18 protein-coding genes are annotated in these 21186 nt (G+C 72.4%); 5 read left to right on the top strand and 13 right to left on the bottom strand.

Annotated elements, in window-relative coordinates:
• Positions 1-108: 108 nt before the first annotated feature.
• On the bottom strand, positions 109-1818 hold the full coding sequence (locus tag OG406_RS06140; protein ID WP_329184550.1) for an ATP-binding cassette domain-containing protein: 1710 nt from the start codon (positions 1816-1818) through the stop codon (positions 109-111).
• Positions 1819-1897: 79 nt separating this feature from the next.
• On the opposite strand from OG406_RS06140, the gene OG406_RS06135 reads away from it, so the two are divergent.
• The gene (locus OG406_RS06135; protein WP_266850808.1) at positions 1898-2548 is read left to right on the top strand and encodes a DUF6629 family protein; all 651 of its coding nucleotides are present in this window, start codon (positions 1898-1900) and stop codon (positions 2546-2548) included.
• Between the two features lie 283 nt (positions 2549-2831).
• On the opposite strand, the gene OG406_RS06130 is transcribed toward OG406_RS06135, so the two are convergent.
• Positions 2832-4733, bottom strand: coding sequence for an AMP-dependent synthetase/ligase (locus OG406_RS06130; protein WP_329184548.1), 1902 nt, complete (start codon positions 4731-4733; stop codon positions 2832-2834).
• Between the two features lie 207 nt (positions 4734-4940).
• Complete coding sequence (locus OG406_RS06125) at positions 4941-5414, bottom strand: hypothetical protein (RefSeq protein ID WP_266850804.1); 474 nt, start codon at positions 5412-5414, stop codon at positions 4941-4943.
• A gap of 231 nt (positions 5415-5645) precedes the next feature.
• On the opposite strand from OG406_RS06125, the gene sthA reads away from it, so the two are divergent.
• Positions 5646-7049, top strand: coding sequence for a Si-specific NAD(P)(+) transhydrogenase (gene sthA, locus OG406_RS06120; RefSeq protein ID WP_081220762.1), 1404 nt, complete (start codon positions 5646-5648; stop codon positions 7047-7049).
• 59 nt (positions 7050-7108) lie between these two features.
• Here sthA and OG406_RS06115 read toward each other — a convergent pair whose 3' ends face one another.
• The 3 genes from OG406_RS06115 to OG406_RS06105 form a co-directional block, all read right to left on the bottom strand.
• Positions 7109-8611 carry a metallophosphoesterase family protein gene (locus tag OG406_RS06115; protein WP_329184545.1) on the bottom strand — a complete coding sequence of 501 codons (1503 nt, stop codon included), beginning with the start codon at positions 8609-8611 and terminating at the stop codon, positions 7109-7111.
• Positions 8612-8674: 63 nt separating this feature from the next.
• Complete coding sequence (locus OG406_RS06110) at positions 8675-9694, bottom strand: LLM class flavin-dependent oxidoreductase (RefSeq protein WP_266850799.1); 1020 nt, start codon at positions 9692-9694, stop codon at positions 8675-8677.
• A gap of 308 nt (positions 9695-10002) precedes the next feature.
• Positions 10003-10206: a hypothetical protein gene (locus OG406_RS06105; RefSeq protein WP_266617979.1), complete on the bottom strand. Its 204-nt coding sequence runs from the start codon at positions 10204-10206 to the stop codon at positions 10003-10005.
• A gap of 257 nt (positions 10207-10463) precedes the next feature.
• On the opposite strand from OG406_RS06105, the gene OG406_RS06100 reads away from it, so the two are divergent.
• The gene (locus OG406_RS06100; RefSeq protein WP_164372342.1) at positions 10464-11321 is read left to right on the top strand and encodes an AAA family ATPase; all 858 of its coding nucleotides are present in this window, start codon (positions 10464-10466) and stop codon (positions 11319-11321) included.
• The gene (locus OG406_RS06095; RefSeq protein WP_266617980.1) at positions 11318-12688 is read left to right on the top strand and encodes a vWA domain-containing protein; all 1371 of its coding nucleotides are present in this window, start codon (positions 11318-11320) and stop codon (positions 12686-12688) included. Before OG406_RS06100 ends, OG406_RS06095 begins: the two co-directional genes overlap by 4 nt.
• Positions 12689-12719: 31 nt before the next feature.
• Here the strand turns inward: OG406_RS06095 and OG406_RS06090 are convergent, their stop codons facing one another.
• Positions 12720-13694 (bottom strand): alpha/beta hydrolase, encoded by a 975-nt coding sequence (locus OG406_RS06090; protein ID WP_329184539.1) that lies wholly within the window; start codon positions 13692-13694, stop codon positions 12720-12722.
• A 154-nt stretch (positions 13695-13848) separates the two neighbouring features.
• Positions 13849-14811 carry a quinone oxidoreductase family protein gene (locus OG406_RS06085; protein ID WP_164372212.1) on the bottom strand — a complete coding sequence of 321 codons (963 nt, stop codon included), beginning with the start codon at positions 14809-14811 and terminating at the stop codon, positions 13849-13851.
• 263 nt (positions 14812-15074) lie between these two features.
• On the opposite strand from OG406_RS06085, the gene OG406_RS06080 reads away from it, so the two are divergent.
• A complete protein-coding gene (locus tag OG406_RS06080; RefSeq protein ID WP_266850791.1) occupies positions 15075-15566 on the top strand; it encodes a MarR family winged helix-turn-helix transcriptional regulator in 492 nt (163 codons plus the stop codon).
• A gap of 62 nt (positions 15567-15628) precedes the next feature.
• On the opposite strand, the gene OG406_RS06075 is transcribed toward OG406_RS06080, so the two are convergent.
• The 5 genes from OG406_RS06075 to OG406_RS06055 all read right to left on the bottom strand — a co-directional run bounded on the left by OG406_RS06075 (position 15629) and on the right by OG406_RS06055 (position 21126).
• Complete coding sequence (locus tag OG406_RS06075; RefSeq protein WP_329184535.1) at positions 15629-17491, bottom strand: M1 family aminopeptidase; 1863 nt, start codon at positions 17489-17491, stop codon at positions 15629-15631.
• Between the two features lie 291 nt (positions 17492-17782).
• Complete coding sequence (locus OG406_RS06070; protein ID WP_164372215.1) at positions 17783-18445, bottom strand: spherulation-specific family 4 protein; 663 nt, start codon at positions 18443-18445, stop codon at positions 17783-17785.
• The gene (locus OG406_RS06065; RefSeq protein WP_329184533.1) at positions 18442-19371 is read right to left on the bottom strand and encodes an NAD-dependent epimerase/dehydratase family protein; all 930 of its coding nucleotides are present in this window, start codon (positions 19369-19371) and stop codon (positions 18442-18444) included. Before OG406_RS06065 ends, OG406_RS06070 begins: the two co-directional genes overlap by 4 nt.
• Before the next feature lie 7 nt (positions 19372-19378).
• A complete protein-coding gene (locus tag OG406_RS06060; RefSeq protein ID WP_164372217.1) occupies positions 19379-20092 on the bottom strand; it encodes a nucleotidyltransferase family protein in 714 nt (237 codons plus the stop codon).
• Positions 20093-20124: 32 nt separating this feature from the next.
• Positions 20125-21126 (bottom strand): GDP-mannose 4,6-dehydratase, encoded by a 1002-nt coding sequence (locus OG406_RS06055; RefSeq protein WP_164372218.1) that lies wholly within the window; start codon positions 21124-21126, stop codon positions 20125-20127.
• Positions 21127-21186: the final 60 nt, after the last annotated feature.

Below are 21186 nucleotides of genomic sequence, written 5' to 3'. Positions count from 1 at the left end.
GGTTCGGGGTGGGCGAGGCGCAACTCCGCCCCGGACCCGCCCCGTTGGTGGTGCCTCAGGTGTCGCGGCCGGCCGGGTGTCCGCGCCGAGCCGCGGCCCGGGACGCCTTCACCGGCCGTCCCGGCTGCGGACGGCTCCCTCGCGGCACCGGCGGACCAGGACGACCCACGTCAGGGTCGTGAACAGCAGCGCGAAGCCGGCAAGGATCAGCCAGCCGCGGGCCGCCGGATGGCCGAACGAGTCGCCGTAGGACGCCAGCAGCGGAGGTCCGAGCGGGGAGTCGCCGGTGCGCCAGAGCCGCTCCAGCCCCACGCCGCTGCCCAGCGCCTCGAACGCCCAACGGTTCGTCATGGCCCAGCTGACGGCCTGCCCGGCACCGGTCATCCGGGGGACCGGCACGAACGCCCCCGAGAACAGCACCTGGGGAAAACACAGCAGGGGCAGCATCAGGGTCGCCTGACCGGGCTCCGACACCACCGCGGAGGCGAGAAGCCCGAGCGCCAGAGCGGCGGCCGAGGCCAGCACACTCGTCACGAACAGCGAGCCGTACGTGTCCCAGCCCGCCGGAGGCAGCCGGTCCACGGCGCGCAGGACAAGCAGCAGCAGCGCGTCCGCGACCGCGAGCACGGGCAGCATGGTGGTCAGTTTCGAGGCGATGTACGGGCCGATCCGCAGCCCGGCCAGCCATTCCCTGCGCAGCACCGGCAGTTCGGTGCAGATCTGGAGCAGCCCGTAGGTCAGCCCGAAGAAGAAGGCGCCGAACGCGATCCAGAACATGATCATCGCGGTCGAACCCGGATCCGGCGACGCCGGATCGAAGGCACCGGCCCGGAACAGCACAGCGAACATCGCGACGATCATCACCGGCGAACCGGCCAGGACGGCGACCGACAGCCTGCTGTGCAGCAGCAGCGCCGTTCCCCTGCGGGAAAGCAGCGCCCACTGCCGCAGGGCGCCGACACGACTGCCGCGCGGGGGAGCGGAGTTCGTCCCGGCTCGTGGAGTCTCCTCCGGAGTGGTGCCCTCGACGCGCACGCCGTCGGCCACCGCCTCGTACACCTCCTCGACCGTGCCGACACCGAACGCCTCGCGGAGAGCGGCCGGTTCACCCGCGTACGCGAGCTGTCCGCCCGGGGCGAGGAACACGACCTGGTCGCAGCGGAGCAGGTCGGCGAGGACGTGCGTGGTCAGCACCACGGTGGTGCCGTCCTCGGCCAGCGCGCGCAGGGTCCGCAGCAGCGCCGCCCCGGTGACCGGGTCGAGTCCCGAGGTCGGTTCGTCGAGGAAGATCACCCGCGGCCGGGTGAGCAACTCGACGGCGATGGAGGCCCGTTTGCGTTCACCGCCGCTCAACGCGCGGACCGGCGTCGAGGCCCGGTGGATCAGCCCCAGCGTCTCCAGGACCCGGTCCACGTCCGCGGCCACGGTCTCCGCCGGCGTGCCCGGCGGCATCCGCAGACCGGCCGCGTACCGGAGCGTCCGGCCCAGCGGCAGCTCGCGGTGGATGATGTCCTCCTGCGGCACGAAGCCGAACTCCGGACCCGGCGCCCCGGGCGGGGCACCGTCGTGCAGCACCTCGCCCGCGGTGGGCCGACGCAGCCCCGCGAGCGTCTGGAGCAGCACCGTCTTGCCCGCGCCGCTGCTTCCGGCGATCACGGTCAGCCGCCCCGGCGCCACGTCGAACGACAGGTCGTGCAGGACGCGCCCGGCGCCGCGCACCTCCTGGGAAATCCGGCGCGCCCGTAAGCGCAGACCGTCGACCGGCGGGGCCGGTCCGTCCTCGGCGACGGGCGGACTCGGCTGCGTGGGTGTCGGCATGGAGGCAGCATGCCAGGAGGGAGCCGGGTTAGCGTGGGCCCCGGACGGGATCATGCGACGGCGGACTCGGAGGGCGGCGATGTGCTGGAGTGCGACGGCCGATCTGGTGGCCGGTGCCGGGATCGCCGCGGTGGGGGCGGCCAGTGTGGCCCGTGTGCGCAGGAGGGCGGACCTTCCGCTCGCCGCGCTGCCCTTGCTGCTCGGAGCGCATCAGATCGTCGAGTCCCGGGTGTGGGACGCGGGCGGCGGCACGGGTCCCGCCACCGTCGTCTGGGCCGTGATCGCCCTGCCCCTGCTGGCGCTGTGGGTGCCGGTGGGCGTGCTGTGCGCGGCACCCACCCGGGCCCGGCGCCGTCTCCTGCTGCCGCTCGCGTCCGGCGTCGCGACCGCCGCAGCCCTCGCGTACGCCCTCGTCGCCCACCCCGTGACGGCCGAGATCCGCGGCCACACCATGGGGTACGCCGTCCGGCTGGGCCGGCCCGAACTCGTCATCGCGGGCTACCTGTTCGCCACGGTGGGCGCGCTGCTGCTCTCCGGTGACCGGGGCCTGCTGCTGATCGGCGCGCTCATGGGAGGCGGCGCGGTGATCTGCTGGGCCCTCTGGGAGCTGGAGTTCGTCTCCACCTGGTGCGCGTTCGCCGCGGTCGGCTCGGTGGCCCTGCTCGCCTGGGTCGCCTCCCGGCCGGGCGCCGACCGGCCCGCCGCGGTGCGTTCCGGCACCGGCGGTTGACGCCGACGGGCGCGGGCACCGTACGGCAGGATGGCGCACGCCCGGCTCCGCCCGTGCGTGGGTCCTGCCGGAGCGACGCCCGGTCTATTCCCGGTCATGGTGGTGGAGTCGGTACCAGGACCGGTGGTCCCCCGCACAGGAGGGATCTGGTCGCGCCGCCGGCCCCGGCGCACAGTGGACGCATGAACAGCACGCACCGGCCGACGACCAGGAGCCGTGTCACGCCCCTGAAGTCCCTCCTGGGAGGCACGTACACCCCGGGCCGTACCGCGGCCCGCCCCTTTCACCGGAAGACGTCGTCCGACTCCTCCCAGATCGACGGCTCGGTGAGCGCGGACTCCCGCGGGATCCGCGACGACGTCTGATACATCGCCTCGATCTCGGCCGCGTACCGCTGGGCGATCGCGTCCCGACGGAGTTTCAGCGAGGGCGTCAGCAGTCCGTTGGCCAGGTCGAACGGCTCGGCCAGGACGCGGAAGACCCGGATGGTCTCGGCGCGGGACACCGTGCTGTTGGCCCCGGCGACCGCACGTCTGACCTCCTCGCGCAGTTCGTTCTCCTCCCGCGCGTCCCGGGCCGCCGTGTCCCTGTTGGCCCGGGACGCGCGCCAGTGCGTCACGAACTCCGGGTCCAGCGTGATGAGGGCGCCCACACAGGGCCGGTTGTCGCCCACGACGGCGGCCTGGTGGATCAGCGGGTGGGCGCGCAGTCGCTCCTCCAGGGCGGCGGGTGCCACGCTCTTGCCTCCGCTGGTGATGATGATGTCCTTCTTGCGGCCGGTGATGGTGAGATAGCCCTCGGTGTCGATCCGGCCGACGTCCCCGGTCGCCAGCCAGCCGCTCCGGAACGCCGCCTGTGTCGCCTCTTCGTCGTTGACGTAGCCCTGGAACACGGAGGGCCCCCACACGAGGATCTCGCCGTCGTCGTCCACCCGGATCTGGGTGCCCGGATGCGCGCGCCCGACCGTGCCGAACTTCTCCCGCCCGACCGGCTGGGCGGTGATCCCGCCGCTGGTCTCGGTGAGTCCGTACCCGTCGTGCACGAGGATGCCGATTCCGGCGAAGAAGAGGGCGAGTTCACGATTGAGGGGCGAGCCGCCCGACACCGCGCCGCAGACCCGGCCGCCGAGCGTGCCGCGCAGTCGCCGGTAGACCGTCCTCTCGTAGAGCGAGTGCTGGAGCTTCAGATCGATGCCGGGGCCGGGGCCGGTGCCCAGCCGCAGGCGTTCCTCGGCCAGCGCGAAGTCCTGCGCCGTGCGTGCGGCCCGCTCGAACAGGGCCCCGCGGCCCGCTCGTTGGGAGGCGCGGAGGAAGTTCTTGTAGATCTTCTCGAAGACGAACGGGACGGCGTACAGATAGGTCGGCCGGAAGGAGAGCATGGCCTCGGACAGCGCCTCCTCCCGCAGGTCGGGCTCGTGTCCCATCAGGATGCCGCCGCGCAGGCAGACGCCCTGGACCATCAGGCCGTACGCGTGCGAGAAGGGCAGGAAGGCGAGGACGGCCGGCTGTTCTCCCGGGGGCGCCGCGGTGTGTCCCCAGCCTTCGAGGACGGTGTCGCAGGGACTGGCCAGGCTGCGGTGGGTGAGGGCGCAGCCCTTGGGCGGTCCGGTCGTGCCGGAGGTGTAGGCGATGACCGCGGTGGAGTCGGGCAGCACGATTCTGCGCAGCGAGTCGACGGCCGTCACCGGGATCGCGCGTCCGCGCTCCACGAGCCGGTCGAGTGCCCCGGCGTCGAACTGCCAGACGTGGCGCAGGAACGGCAGTGCCGCGCACGCGGAGCCGACGGTCATGACCCCCTGCTCGTCCTCGACCACCACACCGACGCAGTGCGCGTCCCGCAGGATCCACGCGACCTGATCGTGCGAGGACGTCGGGTAGACCGGAACGATCTCGGCGCCCACCGACCACAGGGCGTAGCCGAAGACCGTCCACTCGTACCGGGTGCGCGACATGATGGCCACCCGGTCCCCGGGCCGGATGCCGGAGCGCACGAACCCCCGTGCCACGTCGACGACTTCGTCCCACAGCTCGGCGGCCGTCACCTGCGTCCAGAAAGTCGATCGGCCTTCGGGGCGGCGGGCCAGCTGAGGAAGGTCAGGGGTGTCCCGCGCCGCGGCGTAGAGGCTGTCGGCGAGTCCCCCCTGCAGGTGTGCGGCCGGCGAGGGAGAGAGGTGGGACTGGTGCATTCGCCGCTCCGGGATTCTCCTCGACAGGACCTCACCCCCGGAGGCGCCGATGTCGAGGGTTCCCGAATGTAGCCCACCCGGGCGACGGCCGGGCCCCGTTCCGGCAGCCGTACCGCGGTCACCCCGAATTCGTTCTCCGCGCGGCCTCTTTTCGGCGCGGGGCGGCCGGAGAGGGCCTTGCGCCCGGCGGGATCGGGCGGACGGAGTTCACGCCGTCGTCGGTCGCGGGCCGCGTTCCGCCCGTCGGCGCACGGACGCCAGCAGGCGTCGTGTCGCCCATGTGTGACCGCCCGTTCCCACGACGAGCCGGCGGTAGAGGCCGCCCGTGGCACCGGGGAACACGGCGCGGGTCTCGGCCGTCAGCGCCGAGCGGCCCCGGCCGGTCCGCTCGATGCGGAAGACCAGGGCGTAGGAGGAGAACCGGTGGCCGCCCTCCAGCACGAGTTCGCGGTCGGGGAGCGCCGAGGTCACGTGGAAGCCGGGGAGCGCGGAGCCCGCCGCCAGGGGACGCGGGCCCGTTGCCGCGCGGTCGGTACAGCCGACCAGCCGCGCGTAACCGGTGGCGCCGGGACGGGCGCCGGACCGGTCGAGGACCTCGCACAGCGCGCGCCAGAGGACGTCGGGCGCCGCCTCGACGGCGGTGGTGTGGTCGTCGACGTGCGGCAACGCGTTCCTCGGCATCCAAGCCTCCACGAGCGGGTCCCGGCCCCACGGGCCATGATGGCGCGCTCCGGGCGGCTGTGCCCGGTGCGGCGTCGGGGCGGGACGGAGCCGGGAGTGACCCGAGGGGTCGTCGGCCGGTCGTCGGCGTCCCCCGGAAAGCCCCGCACACCCGTCCCGGTGTCCGTGTTCCGTTGAACTATCCTCCGTTCGCCCTTTCGAGGAGAGGCCTCCGACTGACAGACTCCGGAGGTGCCAGACTTCGACATGCTCGTCATCGGATCCGGCCCGGGCGGCCAGAAGGCTGCCATCGCCGCAGCCAAGCTCGGCCGTCGGGTCGCTGTCATCGACCGCCCCGACATGGTCGGCGGGGTCTCCATCCACACCGGGACCATCCCCTCCAAGACGCTGCGTGAGGCGGTCCTCTACCTCAGCGGCCTCAGCCAGCGGGACCTGTACGGCCAGAGCTACCGGCTCAAGGAGGACATCACCGTCGCCGACCTGACCGCGCGCACCGAACACGTGGTCAGCCGCGAGGTCGACGTCATCCGCAGCCAGCTGTCCCGCAACCACGTCGCCCTCTTCGCCGGCACCGGCCGCTTCGTGGACGACCACACCGTCGCGCTGGTCGAAGTGAACGGCAACGAGAGGCTGTTGAGCGCCGACCACATCGTCATCGCCACCGGCACGCGTCCGGCACGTCCCGACACCGTCGAGTTCGACGGGCGGACGATCATGGACTCGGACAACGTGCTGAACCTGGAGCAGGTGCCGCGCTCCATGGTCATCGTCGGAGCGGGCGTGATCGGCATGGAGTACGCCTCCATGTTCGCGGCCCTCGGATCCAAGGTCACGGTCGTCGAGAAGCGCTCCGGGATGCTCGACTTCTGCGACGTCGAGGTGATCGAGTCGCTCAAGTACCACCTGCGGGATCTCGCCGTCACCTTCCGGTTCGGCGAGACCGTCGCCGCCGTCGAACGGCACGCCCGGGGCACGCTCACGGTCCTGGAGAGCGGCAAGAAGATACCCGCCGACGCCGTGATGTACTCGGCGGGCCGGCAGGGTCTCACCGACGAACTCGACCTGGACAAGGCGGGGTTGTCAGCGGACCGGCGCGGCAGGATCACCGTCGACGAGCACTACCGCACCGAGGTCCCGCACATCTACGCCGTCGGCGACGTCATCGGCTTCCCGGCCCTCGCCGCGACCTCGATGGAGCAGGGGCGTACGGCGGCCTACCACGCCTGCGGTGAGCCGGTGAACCGGATGCACGACCTCCAGCCGATCGGCATCTACACCATTCCCGAGATCAGCTTCATCGGGAAGACGGAGGACCAGCTCACCGAGGACTGCGTGCCCTTCGAGGTGGGCGTGTCCCGGTACCGGGAGCTGGCCCGCGGACAGATCATCGGCGACTCGCACGGCATGCTGAAACTGCTGGTCTCGCCCGACGACCGCAAGCTCCTCGGCGTCCACTGCTTCGGCACCGGGGCGACCGAACTGATCCACATCGGCCAGTCCGTGATGGGCTGCGGCGGCACGGTCGACTACCTGGTCGACGCGGTCTTCAACTACCCGACCCTCGCCGAGTCCTACAAGGTGGCCGCACTGGACGCGACCAACAAGATCCGCCAGATCGACCGCCTCCGGGACTGACCGCACCCGCGACGGACCGGGTCCGGCCCCGTGAGGGCCGGACCCGTCCGCGAGCGGTGTCAGGACAGCGGGATGGTCACCTCGTCCTCGACGGGCGGATCGATCTCGTGGTCGAGGGTGCCGGTCGCGGAGTGGCAGCGCAGATGCACCGCGGACGGCGTCACGTCCAGCCGCAGGAAGCACTTGAAGAACGGCGGGCTGTACGTCGCCGAGCCCGGCGAGAACAACTGCGTGTACGTCTTGCGGACCGGGAGCCGGAAGTGCGTGTTCCGGCCGGGGCGCCGGCCGGCCCCGAGCAGACTGGCGACGACGCGGATACGGCGGGTGAGGCGGACGGGCTCCCCCTGCGTGCGGGTCGGAGGGATGCCGAGCCGCTCGGCGATCACCGCCGTGGCCTCGGCCTCGGTGAGCGTGAAGAAGCGGGGCATCCGCAGCCGGCGCCCGTACAGCCTGCTGTAGAAGGCCAGGGAGTCGCCGCGCAGCGGGTAGCAGCGGAACTCCTCCTCGGTGACGTCGGCGACGGAGACCCGGGGGACCGTGTGCGTGGCGTGCATGAACGCCCCGCCGCCACCGGCGACGACGTACTGGATGGTGCGGCCGCCGTCCACCCGTACCGGATAGCGCTGGTAGTTGTGGATGTCGCCGCCGATCGCGGCGACATAGTGGTGCTCCGGGTCGCGCACGATGGCGTCGACCGTGCCGCCGCCCTCGATGGCGCAGGGGTGGTGCTCGCCGTCCACGTACAGCGGGGACCCGGTCACCAGGATCTTGGGCCGCTCGCCCCGCGACACCTCGCGCAGCCAGCGCCCCTGCTCGGCGTCGATGGTCCCCAGCAGGCCCGTGTCGATCCCGATGATCCGCACGGGTCCGGCGTCGATCGCCCAGTACGGGCCCGGCTGGACGGCCTGTTGGGACGGTTCGGAGCGCAACGCCCTTGCCTCGGCCAGGCGTTGTTCGTCGGCCGCGCCCGGCGAGTGCCAGAGCAGCGACCTGAACCACGCCCGGGTCAACGGGCGGGGACGCGCCTGAGGCGTCAGCGGCGGCGCCTCGCAGAAGACCCGCATGAAGCCCTGCAGGTCCTCGTACCAGTCGTGGTTGCCCGGTATCGCGTAGATGGGCGCCGGGTAGTCCCGGTACGGGCGGAAGAACTTCGTGCCATAGTCCTCGGTGCTGCCCACCGGATAGATCACGTCACTGGCCAGAACGGCGAAGTCCGTCCCCTGACTGGCCTTCAGGAAGCCCGGCACGACGGCGTACTGGGGATCGTCGCCTTCACCGGTGTCGCCGATGACCATGAACGAGAAGTGGTCGGAGTCCGTGCGGCGGACGACCGCGTCGGCGGGTGCGCCCGCGGCCACCCGCTGCTCCACCCAGCGACCCCGGGTCCGGCCCGTCGGATCCCCGAACCACGAGGCCAGCACGCCGTTGCGAGCCGGCCACAGCGTCCTCGGATCGAGCCAGGAGAGCTTCTCCACCCGGGCGGGCATCAGCCCTTTGTACGTCCCGAGTTGAGCGTTTCCCCAGCCTGCGCCTTCTGCCGTGTCGCGTGAAGAGTGAGCCACGGGTGCACGGTAACAACCGATCTTCCGCGCACCCGGACCAGGGGTCGCCGCTCCGCGCCGGGCTCAGGCCGCCGGACGCCAGCCGAGCGCGGGGCCGAGCTTCGTGGCGATGTCGGTGAGGATCTGCACGTAGTCCTCGTGGGCGAAGGTGAACGGCAGCGCGAACGCGACCTCGTCGATCTCCTGGAACGCGGCCTGGGCGTAGAGCTGTTCGGCGATCTCCTCGGACGTCCCGACGAGGTCCGGCGCGAACATCATGCGGGCCGGGCCCTGCGGCGTCGTCGTGCGCGGCAGCCGCTTGCGGGCGTACTCCTCGTACCTCTCCCGCTGCGCCGGTGTGGCGCCGTCCGTCGGAATCACGACGAGGCCCTGCGACACCCGGGCCCGGTCGCCGTCCGGGTGGGCGGAGCGGAACGCCCGGACGTGACTGAGCTGGATCTCGGCGAAGTCCTCGGACTCCTCGGCCTTCACGACGCTGCTGGTCAGGAAGTTCATGCCGTGTTCGCCCGCCCACCGCGCGGACCGCAGGCTGCCTCCGCCGTACCACATCCGGCTGCCCAGGCCGGGGGAGTGCGGCTGCACGCGGTCGGAGTACACCTCGAAGCCCTCCACCCCGCTGAAGTCGGTGGCCGGCTTGCCCCGCACGAAGTCCAGCAGCCGCTCCACCCGGGCGTAGCCGAAGTCCTCCGACGCGGCGGTGTCCGGGTGGAGCGCGTGCTTCACCTGCTCGTAGTGCAGGGGCGGGCCGACGCTGACCCCCGGGTTGAGGCGGCCCCCGGACAGCACGTCCACGGTGGCCAGGTCCTCGGCCAGCCGCAGCGGGTTCTCCCAGCCCACCGGGGTGACGGCCGTCCCCAGCTCGATACGGCGGGTGCGCTGCGAGGCGGCGGCCAGGACGGCGACGGGCGAGGAGATGCCGTACTGGAGGTGGCGGTGCCGCAGCCAGGCGCTGTCGAAGCCGAGCCGTTCGCCCAGTTCGATGATCTCCAGCGTCGACTCGTGGCCCCGCCCGGGGTCGTTCCCGTCGAACAGCCCGATGGTCAGGAAGCCCAGCTTCCGCAAGGGACGTGAGGGCAGGGGCACAGGCTCCTCCAACGGTCGCGGCACGGTCTGCCGAACACCAGCGCTACCGTCGATTGTCGCAGGCGATCACCGTGGACCGTCCGGAGGGCCGGGCAGCTCACGGCGCTCCCGCACGGACGAGGAGCGGTCGTCCGGCACGGGACTTGGCGAAGGGACTGCGCGAGACCCGTCGCGCGTGGGACCGTGGACGCAGGGTCTGGCCCGTCACTCCCCCCGTGGTGACGGGCCAGACCTCTGCGCCGGCCCGCGTCACCCCGCCGAGGGGCGAGGTGAGCCGGTTCCGGGCGGCGGGCGGTGTGCGCCCGCCGCTACTGGTAGCAGGGGTTGCCGCACAGCGGTGTGACCCTGCCGGCCCCGTCGGCCCCGGCCGCCGGCCGGTCCCCCTGCGGCGCGACGGCCGGAACCCGGCTCGTCTCCCAGGGCATCGGGACCGCGACGGCCTGCGGGCCGACGGCGGTGAAGGCGGCCGCGGCGACGAACACCGCGGCGACACCACGCTTGCGCAGACGCATGACGAACTCCCCGAGACGAGCCGGGCGTCCCTCGGCGCGGTTCGCCTCGGGTGGGCCGCCGCGGCCCTGCCTCCTTGATGCCATACGGGTCCGCCCCGACGCCACATGATTCGACGGTGCTCGAATCGTCCGCACCGCGCTCTCCTCCATGAGGGGCCGGGCCCGCGCGGCCGTGGGCGTCGTCACACGTGACAGGTGACCTGAACAAGCGCTTAGATAGTGAGTCCGAGCTCGTCCGCGCGCTGGAGGCACCGTTGCTGTTCACATCCGTCGACGACGTCTCCGCACGCCTCGCCGGGACGGGCTATCTCGCCTCGCCCGCCGTCGCGACGACGGTCTTCCTGGCCGACCGGCTCGGCAAGCCCCTCCTCGTGGAGGGCCCCGCCGGAGTCGGCAAGACGGAGCTGGCCAAGGCCGTCGCCCAGGTGGCCGGGGCCCGGCTGGTGCGCCTCCAGTGCTACGAGGGCGTCGACGAGTCCCGGGCGCTGTACGAGTGGAACCACGCCAAGCAGCTGCTGCGCATCAGTGCCGGGCGCGACGAGAGCTGGGACGAGACGCGGACGGACATCTTCAGCGAGGAGTTCCTCCTGCCGCGTCCCCTGCTGACCGCCATCCGCGGGGACGATCCGAAGGTCCTGCTGATCGACGAGACGGACAAGGCCGATGTCGAGGTCGAGGGACTGCTCCTCGAAGTGCTCAGCGACTTCCAGGTCACCGTCCCGGAGTTGGGCACCATCGCCGCGACCAGCCGGCCCTTCGTGGTGCTCACCTCGAACGCGAGCCGTGAACTGTCCGAGGCGCTGCGCCGCCGCTGTCTGTTCCTTCACATCGGCTTCCCCGACGAGGAGCTGGAGCGCCGCATCGTCCGGTTGAAGGTGCCCGGCCTCGACCGGGCGCTCACGGAGTCGGTGGTGCGGGTCGTGGGCGCGCTGCGCGAGATGGACCTGCGCAAGGTCCCGTCCGTCGCCGAAACCATCGACTGGGCCCGCACGTTGCTCGCCCTGGGCGCCGACACCCTCGACGAGGACGTCGTGCGCGACAGCCTCGGCGTGCTCCTCAAGCACCAGGACGACATCCTGAAGGCGGCGGCCAAGCTCGACCTGGGTGCCGTGTGACCGGCGCCGGCCCGGCGGCCGGTGTCGCGGACCGGCTGACCGGACTGGTCGGCGCGCTGCGCTCGCACGGCGTGCGGATCGGCACCGGGGAGACCGTGGACGCCGCGCAGGCCGTCGAGGCGCTCGGCCTCGCGGACCGCGACCTGCTCCGGGAGGGACTCGCGGCCACGCTCCTGCACAACCCGGGACAGCGGCGGGTGTTCGACCCCGTCTTCGACGTCTACTTCCCCCGGGGCGTCGGAGCCCCCGACGCCCCGGCGCCCGCGGACCGGGAGGACCTGCGGAACCGGCTCGCCGCCGCGCTGGCCGCCGACGACCGCGCGCTCATGGCACGGCTGGCGATGGAGGCGGTCGACGGCTTCGGCGGATACGGCGGCACGACCGCCACGGACGGCTGGTCGTCGTACCAGACGCTCGACCGGCTCCGTCCGCAGACGCTGATGGCCCGGGTACGGGACACGGTGCGCTCGGAGGGCGGGGCGCCGGGATTCACCGACCGGCTGCTGGAGGACGAGATCAGGGGGCGCATCGAGGCGTTCCGCCGGCTGGTGGCCTCGGAGGCGCGCCGCCGGGTCGCCGAGCGGCGCGACCGTGACGAGATCGCCCGGCGCGCGGTGGCCACGACCGCCGACCGCGTCGACTTCCTGTTCGCGGGCCGCGACCGCCTCGCCGAGCTGCGCCGGGTCGTCCAGCCGCTCGCGCGCAAGCTCGCCACCCGGCTCGCCGCGCGCCGCCGCAGGGCCCGGCGCGGCACCATCGACCTGCGGCGGACCCTGCGCGGATCGCTGTCCACCGGCGGGGTGCCGATGCGTCCGGTGCTGCGCCGACGGCGCCCGGTACGCCCCGAACTGGTGCTGCTGTGCGATGTGTCGGGCTCGGTCTCGGGCTTCTCCGACTTCACGATGCTGCTGGTGCAGGCGCTGCACGACCAGTTCAGCAAGGTGCGGGTCTTCGCCTTCGTCAACCGGGTCGACGAGGTGACCGGGCTGCTCGTGCACGGCGCCGCCGACCCGGACGGGCTGGGCGCTCGGATCAATACGGAGGCCACGCTCACCGGCTGGCACGACAGCAGCGACTACGGGGTGCCGTTCGGTGAGTTCACCGAGCGGTACTCCGGCGCGGTCGGCCCCCGGACGACCGTGTTCGTGCTCGGCGACGCCCGCACGAACAACAGCGACCCGAACCTGCCCGCGGTCCGCCGGCTCACCCGGCAGGCCCGCCGCGTCTACTGGCTGAATCCCGAGGCGCGTTCGCAGTGGGGCACGGGTGACTCCGTGGCTCCCGCCTACGCGGAACTCGTGGAGATGCACGAGTGCCGCAACGCCCAGCAGCTCAGCGCACTGATCGGCCGCCTCCTGCCCGTCTGACCCGTGGGCCCGCGGGGACCCGGCCCGCCGGTCAGGGTGCGAGGAGTCTGCGCAGCCAGGTGATCCGCGCGGCGCGGGCGGTGCGGGAGAGCGGGGTGTCCGGGGCGAAGGAGTCGAAGCCGTGGAAGCCGCCCGGCCACACGTGCAGTTCGGCGACGCCGCCAGCCTGCCAGATCCGAGACGCGTAGTCGACGACCTCGTCCCGGAAGGTCTCCGCGGAGCCGACGTCGAGGAAGGCCGGCGGCAGCCCGGCGAGGTCGGTGGCCCGGGCGGGAGCCGCGTAGGAGGGGACGTCCGGGCCGCCTCGGGCGTCGCCCAGCACGGCGGTCCAGGCGGTCTCGTTGGCCGTACGGTCCCACGCGCCGACGCCCGCCATCTGGTACGCGGACGGGGTGTCGTTGCGGTCGTCGAGCATCGGGTACATGAGGACCTGGCCGATCGCCCGTGGGCCCCCGCGGTCCCGGCTGAGCAGGGCGAGCGCCGCGGTCAGACCGCCGCCCGCGCTGGCGCCCGCGACGACGATCCGCTCGGGATCGCCGCCGAACTCCGCCACATGCCGCGCCGTCCACAGGAGCCCGGCGTAGACGTCCTCCACCCCCGCCGGATAGGGGTGTTCGGGCGCCAGCCGGTACTCGACGGACACCACGATCGCGTCCAGTTCCGTCGCCCACTCCAGGACGACCTCCACCCCGGCCCGGTTGTTGCCGAGGATCATGCCGCCGCCGTGGGCGTGGTAGATCACGGGACGTGGCTGACCGTCCTGGGGAGGCGCCGCGGGCGTCGCCACGAACAGGGAGACGTCGGGGGCGCCTTCGGGTCCCGGCGCCGTCCGGTCGGTGGTCACGAAGGCGCCGTCCTGCGTGAGGTCGAACGCGGGCACCGCGATGTCCGGTCCGGCGTGCAGGGCGGTGATCTCCTCCAGGCTCAGCCCGGACGGTGCCGACGGGCCGACCGCGGCGAGGGCGGCCGCGAGGTCGGGGTCGAACGGGGGCGGTACCAGCAGCATGACGTCTCCTCGCGCTGAGCCCGGCGGCTCGTTCGACCATGATCGGCGCCGCGCCCCCGGACCGGGAGCCGCCGTGTGGCGGAACCTGCCCCCGACCGGGCGGCCCATGCCCGCCCGGCGCACTCCGGGAAGGCCGAGGGCATACCGGGTGCGGTCAGTGCGGAGCCAGCACGAGGCGCTGTCCGGGGGCGGTCGGTGTGCTCCAGGCGCGCTCCACCTCCGAGAGCGGGAGGACGAGCGGGTCGACGGCGAGGGTGCCCGAGGCGATCTCCGCCGCGAGAGAGGGGAGTTCGGCGACGATCCCGGCGGTGGTGACCGAGCCCTGGCCGCTCCCCATGATCTGGAGGTTGGCGGCACGCAGCAGGAAGGACGGGAGGGTGATCTCCGCGCCGGCCATGGACCCGATCTGGATCCAGGCCAGCGCCCTGGCGCGCTCCGTGCGCGCGGTGAGCAGCGCGGGCATGGCCTGTTCGGCGGCCGGCCCCCACAGGTAGTCGATGACGACGTCCACGTCGGCGGCGCTCGCGGCGAGCCGCTCGGCGACCTCCTCGGGCTCGCCCAGCAGCGAGACGGTGTCGTCCGCTCCGAGCCGGGACACCAGGTCGAGCCGCTCGCCGTCGCGTCCGGCGGCGACGACGTGGCCCGCGCCGAGCCGACGGGCGATCTGGACGGCGAGCTGCCCCGCGTTGCCGGTCGCCCCCAGCACCAGGACACCGGCGCCCGGCCGGAGGGAGACGCGGCGGCGCAGGGCGATCCAGGAGGACATGGCCGGGTTCATCGCGGCGGCCACCGCGACCGGGTCGGTACCGTCCGGCAGGGCGACGGCGCGGCGGCGGTCGACGACGGCCCGCTCGGCCATGGTGCCCGGCACGTCGTCCGCGGCGACGAAGTAGAGCAGCTCGCCCCGGTCGGTGCGGCCGACGCCGTCCACGCCCGGGACCAGGGGCAGCACGCCGTCCGAGGTGTAGTGGGAGCCGTCGGCGGCGGAGCGGACACGGGGGTGGAGACCGGCCGCGAGGACGTCGACGAGCACCTCGTGCTCACTCCGGGGCGCGGGGGTGTCGAAGACGTCGAAACGGGGCGGAGCGTCGAAGGAGTGGACGACAGCGGCGTGCATGGGGTGCCTCCTGGGCCGGGCCGGACCCTTGTGGACGCGGGCGAACCGTCGCGAGAGGACCCGGCTATTTGGTTTGTGTCACGTACTACTTGGACGGTAGTTTGCGGCACGTACTAAGTCAAGGTAGTTTGGGTCACGTACCGAGTGGGGTCGGTCGGCTCCGTGGGGGTCGCCCCGGCGTCCGGCCCGGAGGGCGTCCTGCACACCGCGCCCGCGTGTCGCACCCGAACCGGACCGCGCCCGAACCAGGAGGGGGAACCGCCATGCCCGTCGGGCACACCAGGGAACCGGCCCGCGAGCCGGAGGCTGTCGAACAGGGGGGCGCCGCCGAACAGGGAGACACCGTCGACGCCCTGGTCCAGCTGTCGTTCCTGGTGCAGGGCGTGCTGGCGCGCATGGCGTCCGAGCACGAGCTCTCCCTGATCCAGGTCCGCCTGCTCGGCATCCTGCGCGACCGCAGGCCCGGCATGCTCGAACTCGCCCGGCTGCTGGGCCTGGACAAGTCCTCGATGACCGGCCTGGTCTCCCGCGCGGAGAAACGCGGTCTGGTCCGGCGCATCCCGTCGCCCGACGACGGCCGGGCCGTTCTGGTCGAACTGACGGACGCGGGCCGGGAACTCACGGGCCGCTGCACCGCTGAGATGGGACGCGAGATCGCGGGTCTGACGGCGTCACTGACCACCGGTGAGCGCGCCCAGGTCACCGCCCTGGCCGGAAAGATCCTCGGCAACGCCCAGGAGAACGGGGCGGGATGACGCGCGAGCGGATCCGCCGCGGCGACACCCGGGGGTGACACCGCGGCGGATCGGCGCGAGGCTCAGCCCTCGATGCGGTGGGTCGTCCAGAAGGACGTCAGGTCCGTGGCCGTGGCGGCCTGCGCCGCCGCCTTGAACTCGGCCGTGGTCGACACCCCGTACCAGTGCGAAGTGGCGTAGTCCTTCAGGAGTTTGGCCATGGCGGTGTCACCGAGGAGACGCCGCAGGTCGTGCAGGGCGCACTTGCCGTAGCCGTAGATGACGGTGGAGTAGCGGGACGAGTGCGCGTCCCAGTACGCCATCGAGTTGGTGATCTTCTCGGCGGACGAGGCCCAGGAGACGCTGTTCCAGCAACTGGCGCCGGTCTTGTTCTGTGCGAGGTCGGTGGCGTAGTCGGTGAACGCCTCGTCCAGCCAGGGGCTGTTGTACTCGTCGTCGCCGACGATGCCGTAGAACCACTGGTGACCGATCTCGTGCGTCAGCGCGGTGGTGCTCACCAGGTCGAGGACGAACCCGGGGTACTCCATGCCGCCGAACCAGAAGTTGTTGTCGATCACCGCGTCCAGCTCGCCGTACGGGTAGGCCCCGAAACGTGCCGCGTGCGCGTCCACCGCGGACTTGGCGGTGGTGAGCATCGACTGGGCGTTGGCGGAGCTGATGCCCGAGACGGAGTAGACGTTGACGGCCGTGCCGGCGGGGGAGGTGCCCGAGATCTTGGTGAACGGGCCCGCCGCCCAGGCGAAGTCACGCACCTTGGACGCGGTGGCCGTGGTGACGGTGCGTCCGCTGGAGCCGGGGGTGTCGACCGAGGTGCCGGTCGCCGGGACGAGCAGGCTCGTCGGGTGGTCCAGGGTGACCTTGAAGTCGGCCGCCAGCGAGTAGAAGGACTCGCCGTTGTTCGTGTACGGGTCCAGGTGCCAGCCCGCGCCGTCCTTCACCGCGAGCACCGGCAGGGCGTTGCCGATGAAGCTGAACGCGCCGTCGTAGCCGAAGCGGTCGGCGCCGCTCGGCACGGCGATGCCCAGGTCGAAGCCGATCGACGTGCTCTGACCCTGGGCCAGCGGCGACGCCAGCGTGATCTTCAGGGCCGTGCAGGCGACGGAGAGGGCGCCCGCGGTGCCCCCGGTGACGTTGCTGACGGTGATCGGCGGCGCGGTGCACGTGCCGTGGTAGTTGTCCCACAGCCTCAGGTACACCTCGCTGAGCGCGGTGGACGAGGCGTTGGTGAAGGTCGCGCTCTCGTGACCGGTCCAGACGGTGCCGCTGGTGTTGCTGCTCAGGCTGACCGTGTACGCCGGGGCCGCGGGGGTGCGGACGGAGTCGGCCGGTGGGGTCGTGTCACCCGAGGTGCTGAGGGCGATGTCGTCGAGGACGAAGCTGGTCTGCAGACTGGAGTCCTCGGTGCCCGTGAACGCGACGGTCACGGTCTGACCGGCGAACGCCGACACGTCGAACGACTTCTGGGTGTACCCGGAGGCCTTGTTGAGGTTCGAGTATGTCGCCAGCGTGGTGCTGCCGATCTTGGCGGTGAGCTTGTCGTACGCCGTCGACGAGGTCGTCTCGGCCGTGTCGATGTGCAGCCAGAAGGTCAGACTGGCGCTGCTGCACCCGGAGGGGATCGTCACGCTCTGCGAGAGCGTGTCCGTGTGGGTGCTGCCGACACCGTCCAGCCAGGCGAAGCTGCTGCCGCCGTGGGCGGACTGTCCCGAGCGGTTGGTGATCACGCTCGTCGACGACTGCGTCCAGGGCGACGTTCCGCTCTCGAAGCCGCCGTTGGTGACGACCTGGGCCGGGGTGCAGGCGGCTGCCGCCGCCGGGGTCGCGTGCGACGCGGCCGCGGCGGGGGCGCTGGGGAGGCAGACGGCGGCCAGGGCGGCGACGCTGAGGAGGCGTGCCACGATGGCCTTGCGGGGGGTTGGTCTCACACGAAACTCCTTTGAGGCGGCCGGATTCCGGCCTGCTCGGTGGCCGCCCGCGACGACTGGGGTGCGCCGGGTGGACGGCCGCGGGCCGCGCGCGGGTGCGCGCGATCGCTTGGTGAGATGTCCGTCCCGCCGCCCTGGGGTCAGGACGACGGCTCCCGGAAGCGTGGCAGATTTGACCGAGACATGCCATCAAAGCGCGGGAAAGGAGGCGCTTCGGTGAATCATGCGAATGCCCGGACCGGGGCCCCTCCAGCGGAGCGCCCCGTACCGGATCCGGCCGCTCCTCGCCCCTCAGGACTCCGGTGTACTCAAGGCCGGCGTCAGTCGGGACCACGGGTTGGGGAGTTCGCCTGTCACCGGGCCCGTCACCGCCGCTCCGCGGTCGCGGGCGGTGCGTACCGCGAGGGGGACCAGTGCCTCCGGGACGCCGTAGACGAGATGGCAGAACCGCTCGGACGGGTGCCGGGCGGTCCACTCCGGTCTGCTGAACGCCGCGACGTACGTGGACCAGTGGCCCTCGAACGTGACGAGCAGGTCCGCGAGACGGGCGTACCCCGGAGCGGGGTGGACGCCCGGGTTCAGGACCAGGGGCGCCGCGCCCAGCCGGCGGACGCTCTGCACCAGCCGCTTGAAGACCGGCAACGCTTCGGGGGTCGAGGCCACCCGGTCGAGGAAGCAGCCCTGGGTGCCGTACCAGTCGCGGTGGCGCAGCACCTCGTCCGCGATCTCGTCCGGATCGCGCGCGCCGTAGTCCGTGTCGACATAGCCGAGCAGCCGGGCGCCCGCCGCCCGGAGCGCGCCGGTCGCCGCGGTGAACGCCGGATCGGGGCCCGCGCCCGGCCCGTCCGCCGGGTTGATGACCACACCGTAGGTACGGTCGGCCGACGTGATGAGACGGTGCCAGGCGCCGGGGTCCTCACTCGGGTGCACATACAGCGGGATCAGCAGGCTCATCGCACCTGGTCGCCTTCCGGCCGCCCGACCCGGGCGGCCTCCGACACGGATGCCCAGAGCGCGGTCAACGAGTCGTCGAGGGTCGACGCGGGGCGCCAGCCCAGGGATTCAGCCGCGGCCGTGATGTCGGAGCACTGCCACGACACCGCGCCGGAGCGGTCGGAGCCGGCGCCCTTCTCCTCGATCCGTCCCCGGAACCCGGACGCGCGGGCCAGCCCGCCCACCAGGTCCCGCACCGGAACGGCCCTGCCCGCGCCGATGTTGAGGATCCGGGGCAGCGGCCCCGGGGCCTTCGCCGCGGCCACCGCCGCCCGCGCCACGTCGCGTACGTCCACGAAATCGCGGTACGCCGACAGGTCGCCCAGCCGGATCACCGCGTCCGGGTCCGCCCCGGCCGCGCGCAACAGCCCCGCGATCCGGCCCGGAAGGCCGGCCGAGGGTGCGCCGGGTCCCACCGGGTTGCCCACCCGCAGCACGACCGCGTCCAGCCCGGACACGCTGACGGTGACCGTCCCGGCCAGCTTGGTGGCCCCGTAGGGGGTGAGCGGGTGGGTCGCCGCCGACTCGGTGACGGCGCTGCCGCGGACGCCGGGTCCGTACTCGGCCGCCGAGCCCAGGTGGACGAGCCGCGCGGCCGGCGCCGCTTCGCGCAGCGCCGCACAAAGTACCGCCGGGCCACGGGAGTTGACCTCGGCGAGGGTTACGGCGTCACCGCCGGTGGCCCCGGCGCAGTTGATCACGGCGTCGGGCGCGGCCTCGGCCAGCGTCGCCGCCAGCCGCTCCCGGCCGTCGGTGGCGAGGTCGACGCCGAACTCCGCGCCGGGCGAGCGGCCGCCGCCGAACACCCGCACGCCCGGCAGGGCGCGCAGGTGCTCGACGACATGGCCGCCCAGATAGCCGGTGTGGCCCAGGACGAGAATGCGCATACGGCGGTCAGGCTCCCTTGAGCAACAGAGACTTGCGGGTGGTGAACTCGGCGTTCGCCCGGTCGTAGTCGTCCGGGCGGCCGATGTCGAGCCAGTACCCCTCGAAGTCGTAGGCGTGCGGCTCGTTCCGGCTCCGCAGCAGGTCGAGGACCAACTCGTCGAAGCCCAGCGGCAGTCCCGGGGTGTAGCCGTCGAGCGTGGACCGGGACAGACCGTACACACCCATCGAGACGCGGTAGTCCATGCTCGGCTTCTCCGTGAAGGCCACCACCTTGCTGTCGGCGGTGGTCAGCACACCGAAGTCGATGTGCACCTTGCGCGCGTACGTCGCGATGGTCAGCGGCGCGCCCGAACTCCGGTGCTGGACCAGGACATCGGCGAAGTCCAGATCGGTGAGCACGTCGCCGTTCATCACGAGGAACGACTCCGGGAGCCGTTCCCGCATGGTGAGCAGCGGCCCCATGGTGCCGAGGGGGCTCTCCTCCGTGGCGTAGTCGACGGCCAGACCCCACTGGGAGCCGTCGCCGACGTAGGCGCGGATGATCTCCCCGAGATGGCCTATCGCGATGGTGCAGCCGGTGAACCCGGCCGAGGCGAGCTGGCGGAGCACGATCTCCAGGATCGCGTGCTGGTCGCCGATGGGCACGAGCGGCTTGGGCAGCGCGGTCGTGTAGGGCCGCAGCCGGACGCCCTTGCCTCCTGCGAGAATCACAGCGTGCATGGGGCTCCTCCTTCGTGGTCGTGCCGGACGGGTCAGATGTTGTAGATGCCGGTCTTGTAGCGGGCGAGGTTCGCCGGGTCGCGGAAGAACTCCACGGTGTGCGCGAGCCCCTGTTCGAGCTGGTGGGCCGGGCTCCAGCCGGTCGCCGCGGTGAGCCGGGTCGCGTCGGCGACCAGACGCATCACCTCGGAGTTCGGCGGCCGGACGCGCTGTGCGTCCTCGCGCACGTCGAGGGCGGTGTCCATCACCTTGCCGATCAGGGCGACCAGGTCGCCGACCGAGATCTCCCCGCCCGTACCGGCGTTGAAGGTGCGGCCGACGACCTGCTCGGCGGGCGCCGTGCCCACCGCGAGGAACGCCTGCGCGGTGTCCCGCACGAACGTGAAGTCGCGCGTCGGACGCAGGTCGCCGAGGGTGATGGTGCGTTCGCCCGCGGCCACCTGGCCGATGACGGTCGGGATGACCGCGCGCATGGACTGACGAGGGCCGAAGGTGTTGAACGGCCGCAGGGTGACCACCGGTGTGCCGAAACTCGCGTGGTAGCTGTCCGCGAGCCTGTCCCCGCCCGCCTTCGAAGCGGCGTACGGGGACTGCGTGTTGATGGGGTGGTCCTCGGTGATCGGAACGGTCTGCGCGGTGCCGTAGGTCTCGCTGGTGGAGGTGTGCACCAGCCGGGGCGTGCCGAGGGCGCGCACCGCCTCCAGCACGTTGAGGGTGCCGGTCACGTTGGTGTCCACGTAACTGTGCGGCGCCTGGTAGGAGTACGGGATCGCGATGAGCGCGGCCAGGTGGTAGACGCAGTCCGCGCCTTCGGCAAGCCCCCGGACCGAGCCGGGGTCGCGGACGTCGCCGAGGACGATCTCGACGTGCTCCAGGACGTCGGCGCTCAGGGTCTCCAGCCAGCCGTACGAGGAGAAGGAGTTGTACTGGGCCATCGCCCTCACCCGGTGCCCGGAGGCGACCAGCGCCTCGGTGAGGTGGGAGCCGATGAAACCCTCGGCTCCGGTGACGGCGGCGAGCGGTGCGGAGGTCAACTCGTGGTTCCTTCCGGTCGGTTGCTCGGGCGGTGCGGAGGTGTTTCCGGTGCGTGCGGC

Origin of the sequence: Streptomyces sp. NBC_01428 (genome assembly GCF_036231965.1) — a bacterium.
Classification (GTDB): domain Bacteria; phylum Actinomycetota; class Actinomycetes; order Streptomycetales; family Streptomycetaceae; genus Streptomyces.
Note: the sequence above shows the minus strand (reverse complement) of the source record. Positions and strands in the feature narration are given on the sequence as shown.

Excerpts from the sequence above, each read along its gene's own strand:
- OG406_RS06140 (WP_329184550.1), bottom strand. The coding sequence starts at position 1,818 with ATGCCGACACCCACGCAGCCGAGTCCGCCCGTCGCCGAGGACGGACCG.
- OG406_RS06135 (WP_266850808.1), top strand. The coding sequence starts at position 1,898 with ATGTGCTGGAGTGCGACGGCCGATCTGGTGGCCGGTGCCGGGATCGCC.
- OG406_RS06130 (WP_329184548.1), bottom strand. The coding sequence starts at position 4,733 with ATGCACCAGTCCCACCTCTCTCCCTCGCCGGCCGCACACCTGCAGGGG.
- OG406_RS06125 (WP_266850804.1), bottom strand. The coding sequence starts at position 5,414 with ATGCCGAGGAACGCGTTGCCGCACGTCGACGACCACACCACCGCCGTC.
- OG406_RS06105 (WP_266617979.1), bottom strand. The coding sequence starts at position 10,206 with ATGCGTCTGCGCAAGCGTGGTGTCGCCGCGGTGTTCGTCGCCGCGGCC.
- OG406_RS06090 (WP_329184539.1), bottom strand. The coding sequence starts at position 13,694 with ATGCTGCTGGTACCGCCCCCGTTCGACCCCGACCTCGCGGCCGCCCTC.
- OG406_RS06085 (WP_164372212.1), bottom strand. The coding sequence starts at position 14,811 with ATGCACGCCGCTGTCGTCCACTCCTTCGACGCTCCGCCCCGTTTCGAC.
- OG406_RS06080 (WP_266850791.1), top strand. The coding sequence starts at position 15,075 with ATGCCCGTCGGGCACACCAGGGAACCGGCCCGCGAGCCGGAGGCTGTC.
- OG406_RS06070 (WP_164372215.1), bottom strand. The coding sequence starts at position 18,445 with ATGAGCCTGCTGATCCCGCTGTATGTGCACCCGAGTGAGGACCCCGGC.
- OG406_RS06065 (WP_329184533.1), bottom strand. The coding sequence starts at position 19,371 with ATGCGCATTCTCGTCCTGGGCCACACCGGCTATCTGGGCGGCCATGTC.
- OG406_RS06060 (WP_164372217.1), bottom strand. The coding sequence starts at position 20,092 with ATGCACGCTGTGATTCTCGCAGGAGGCAAGGGCGTCCGGCTGCGGCCC.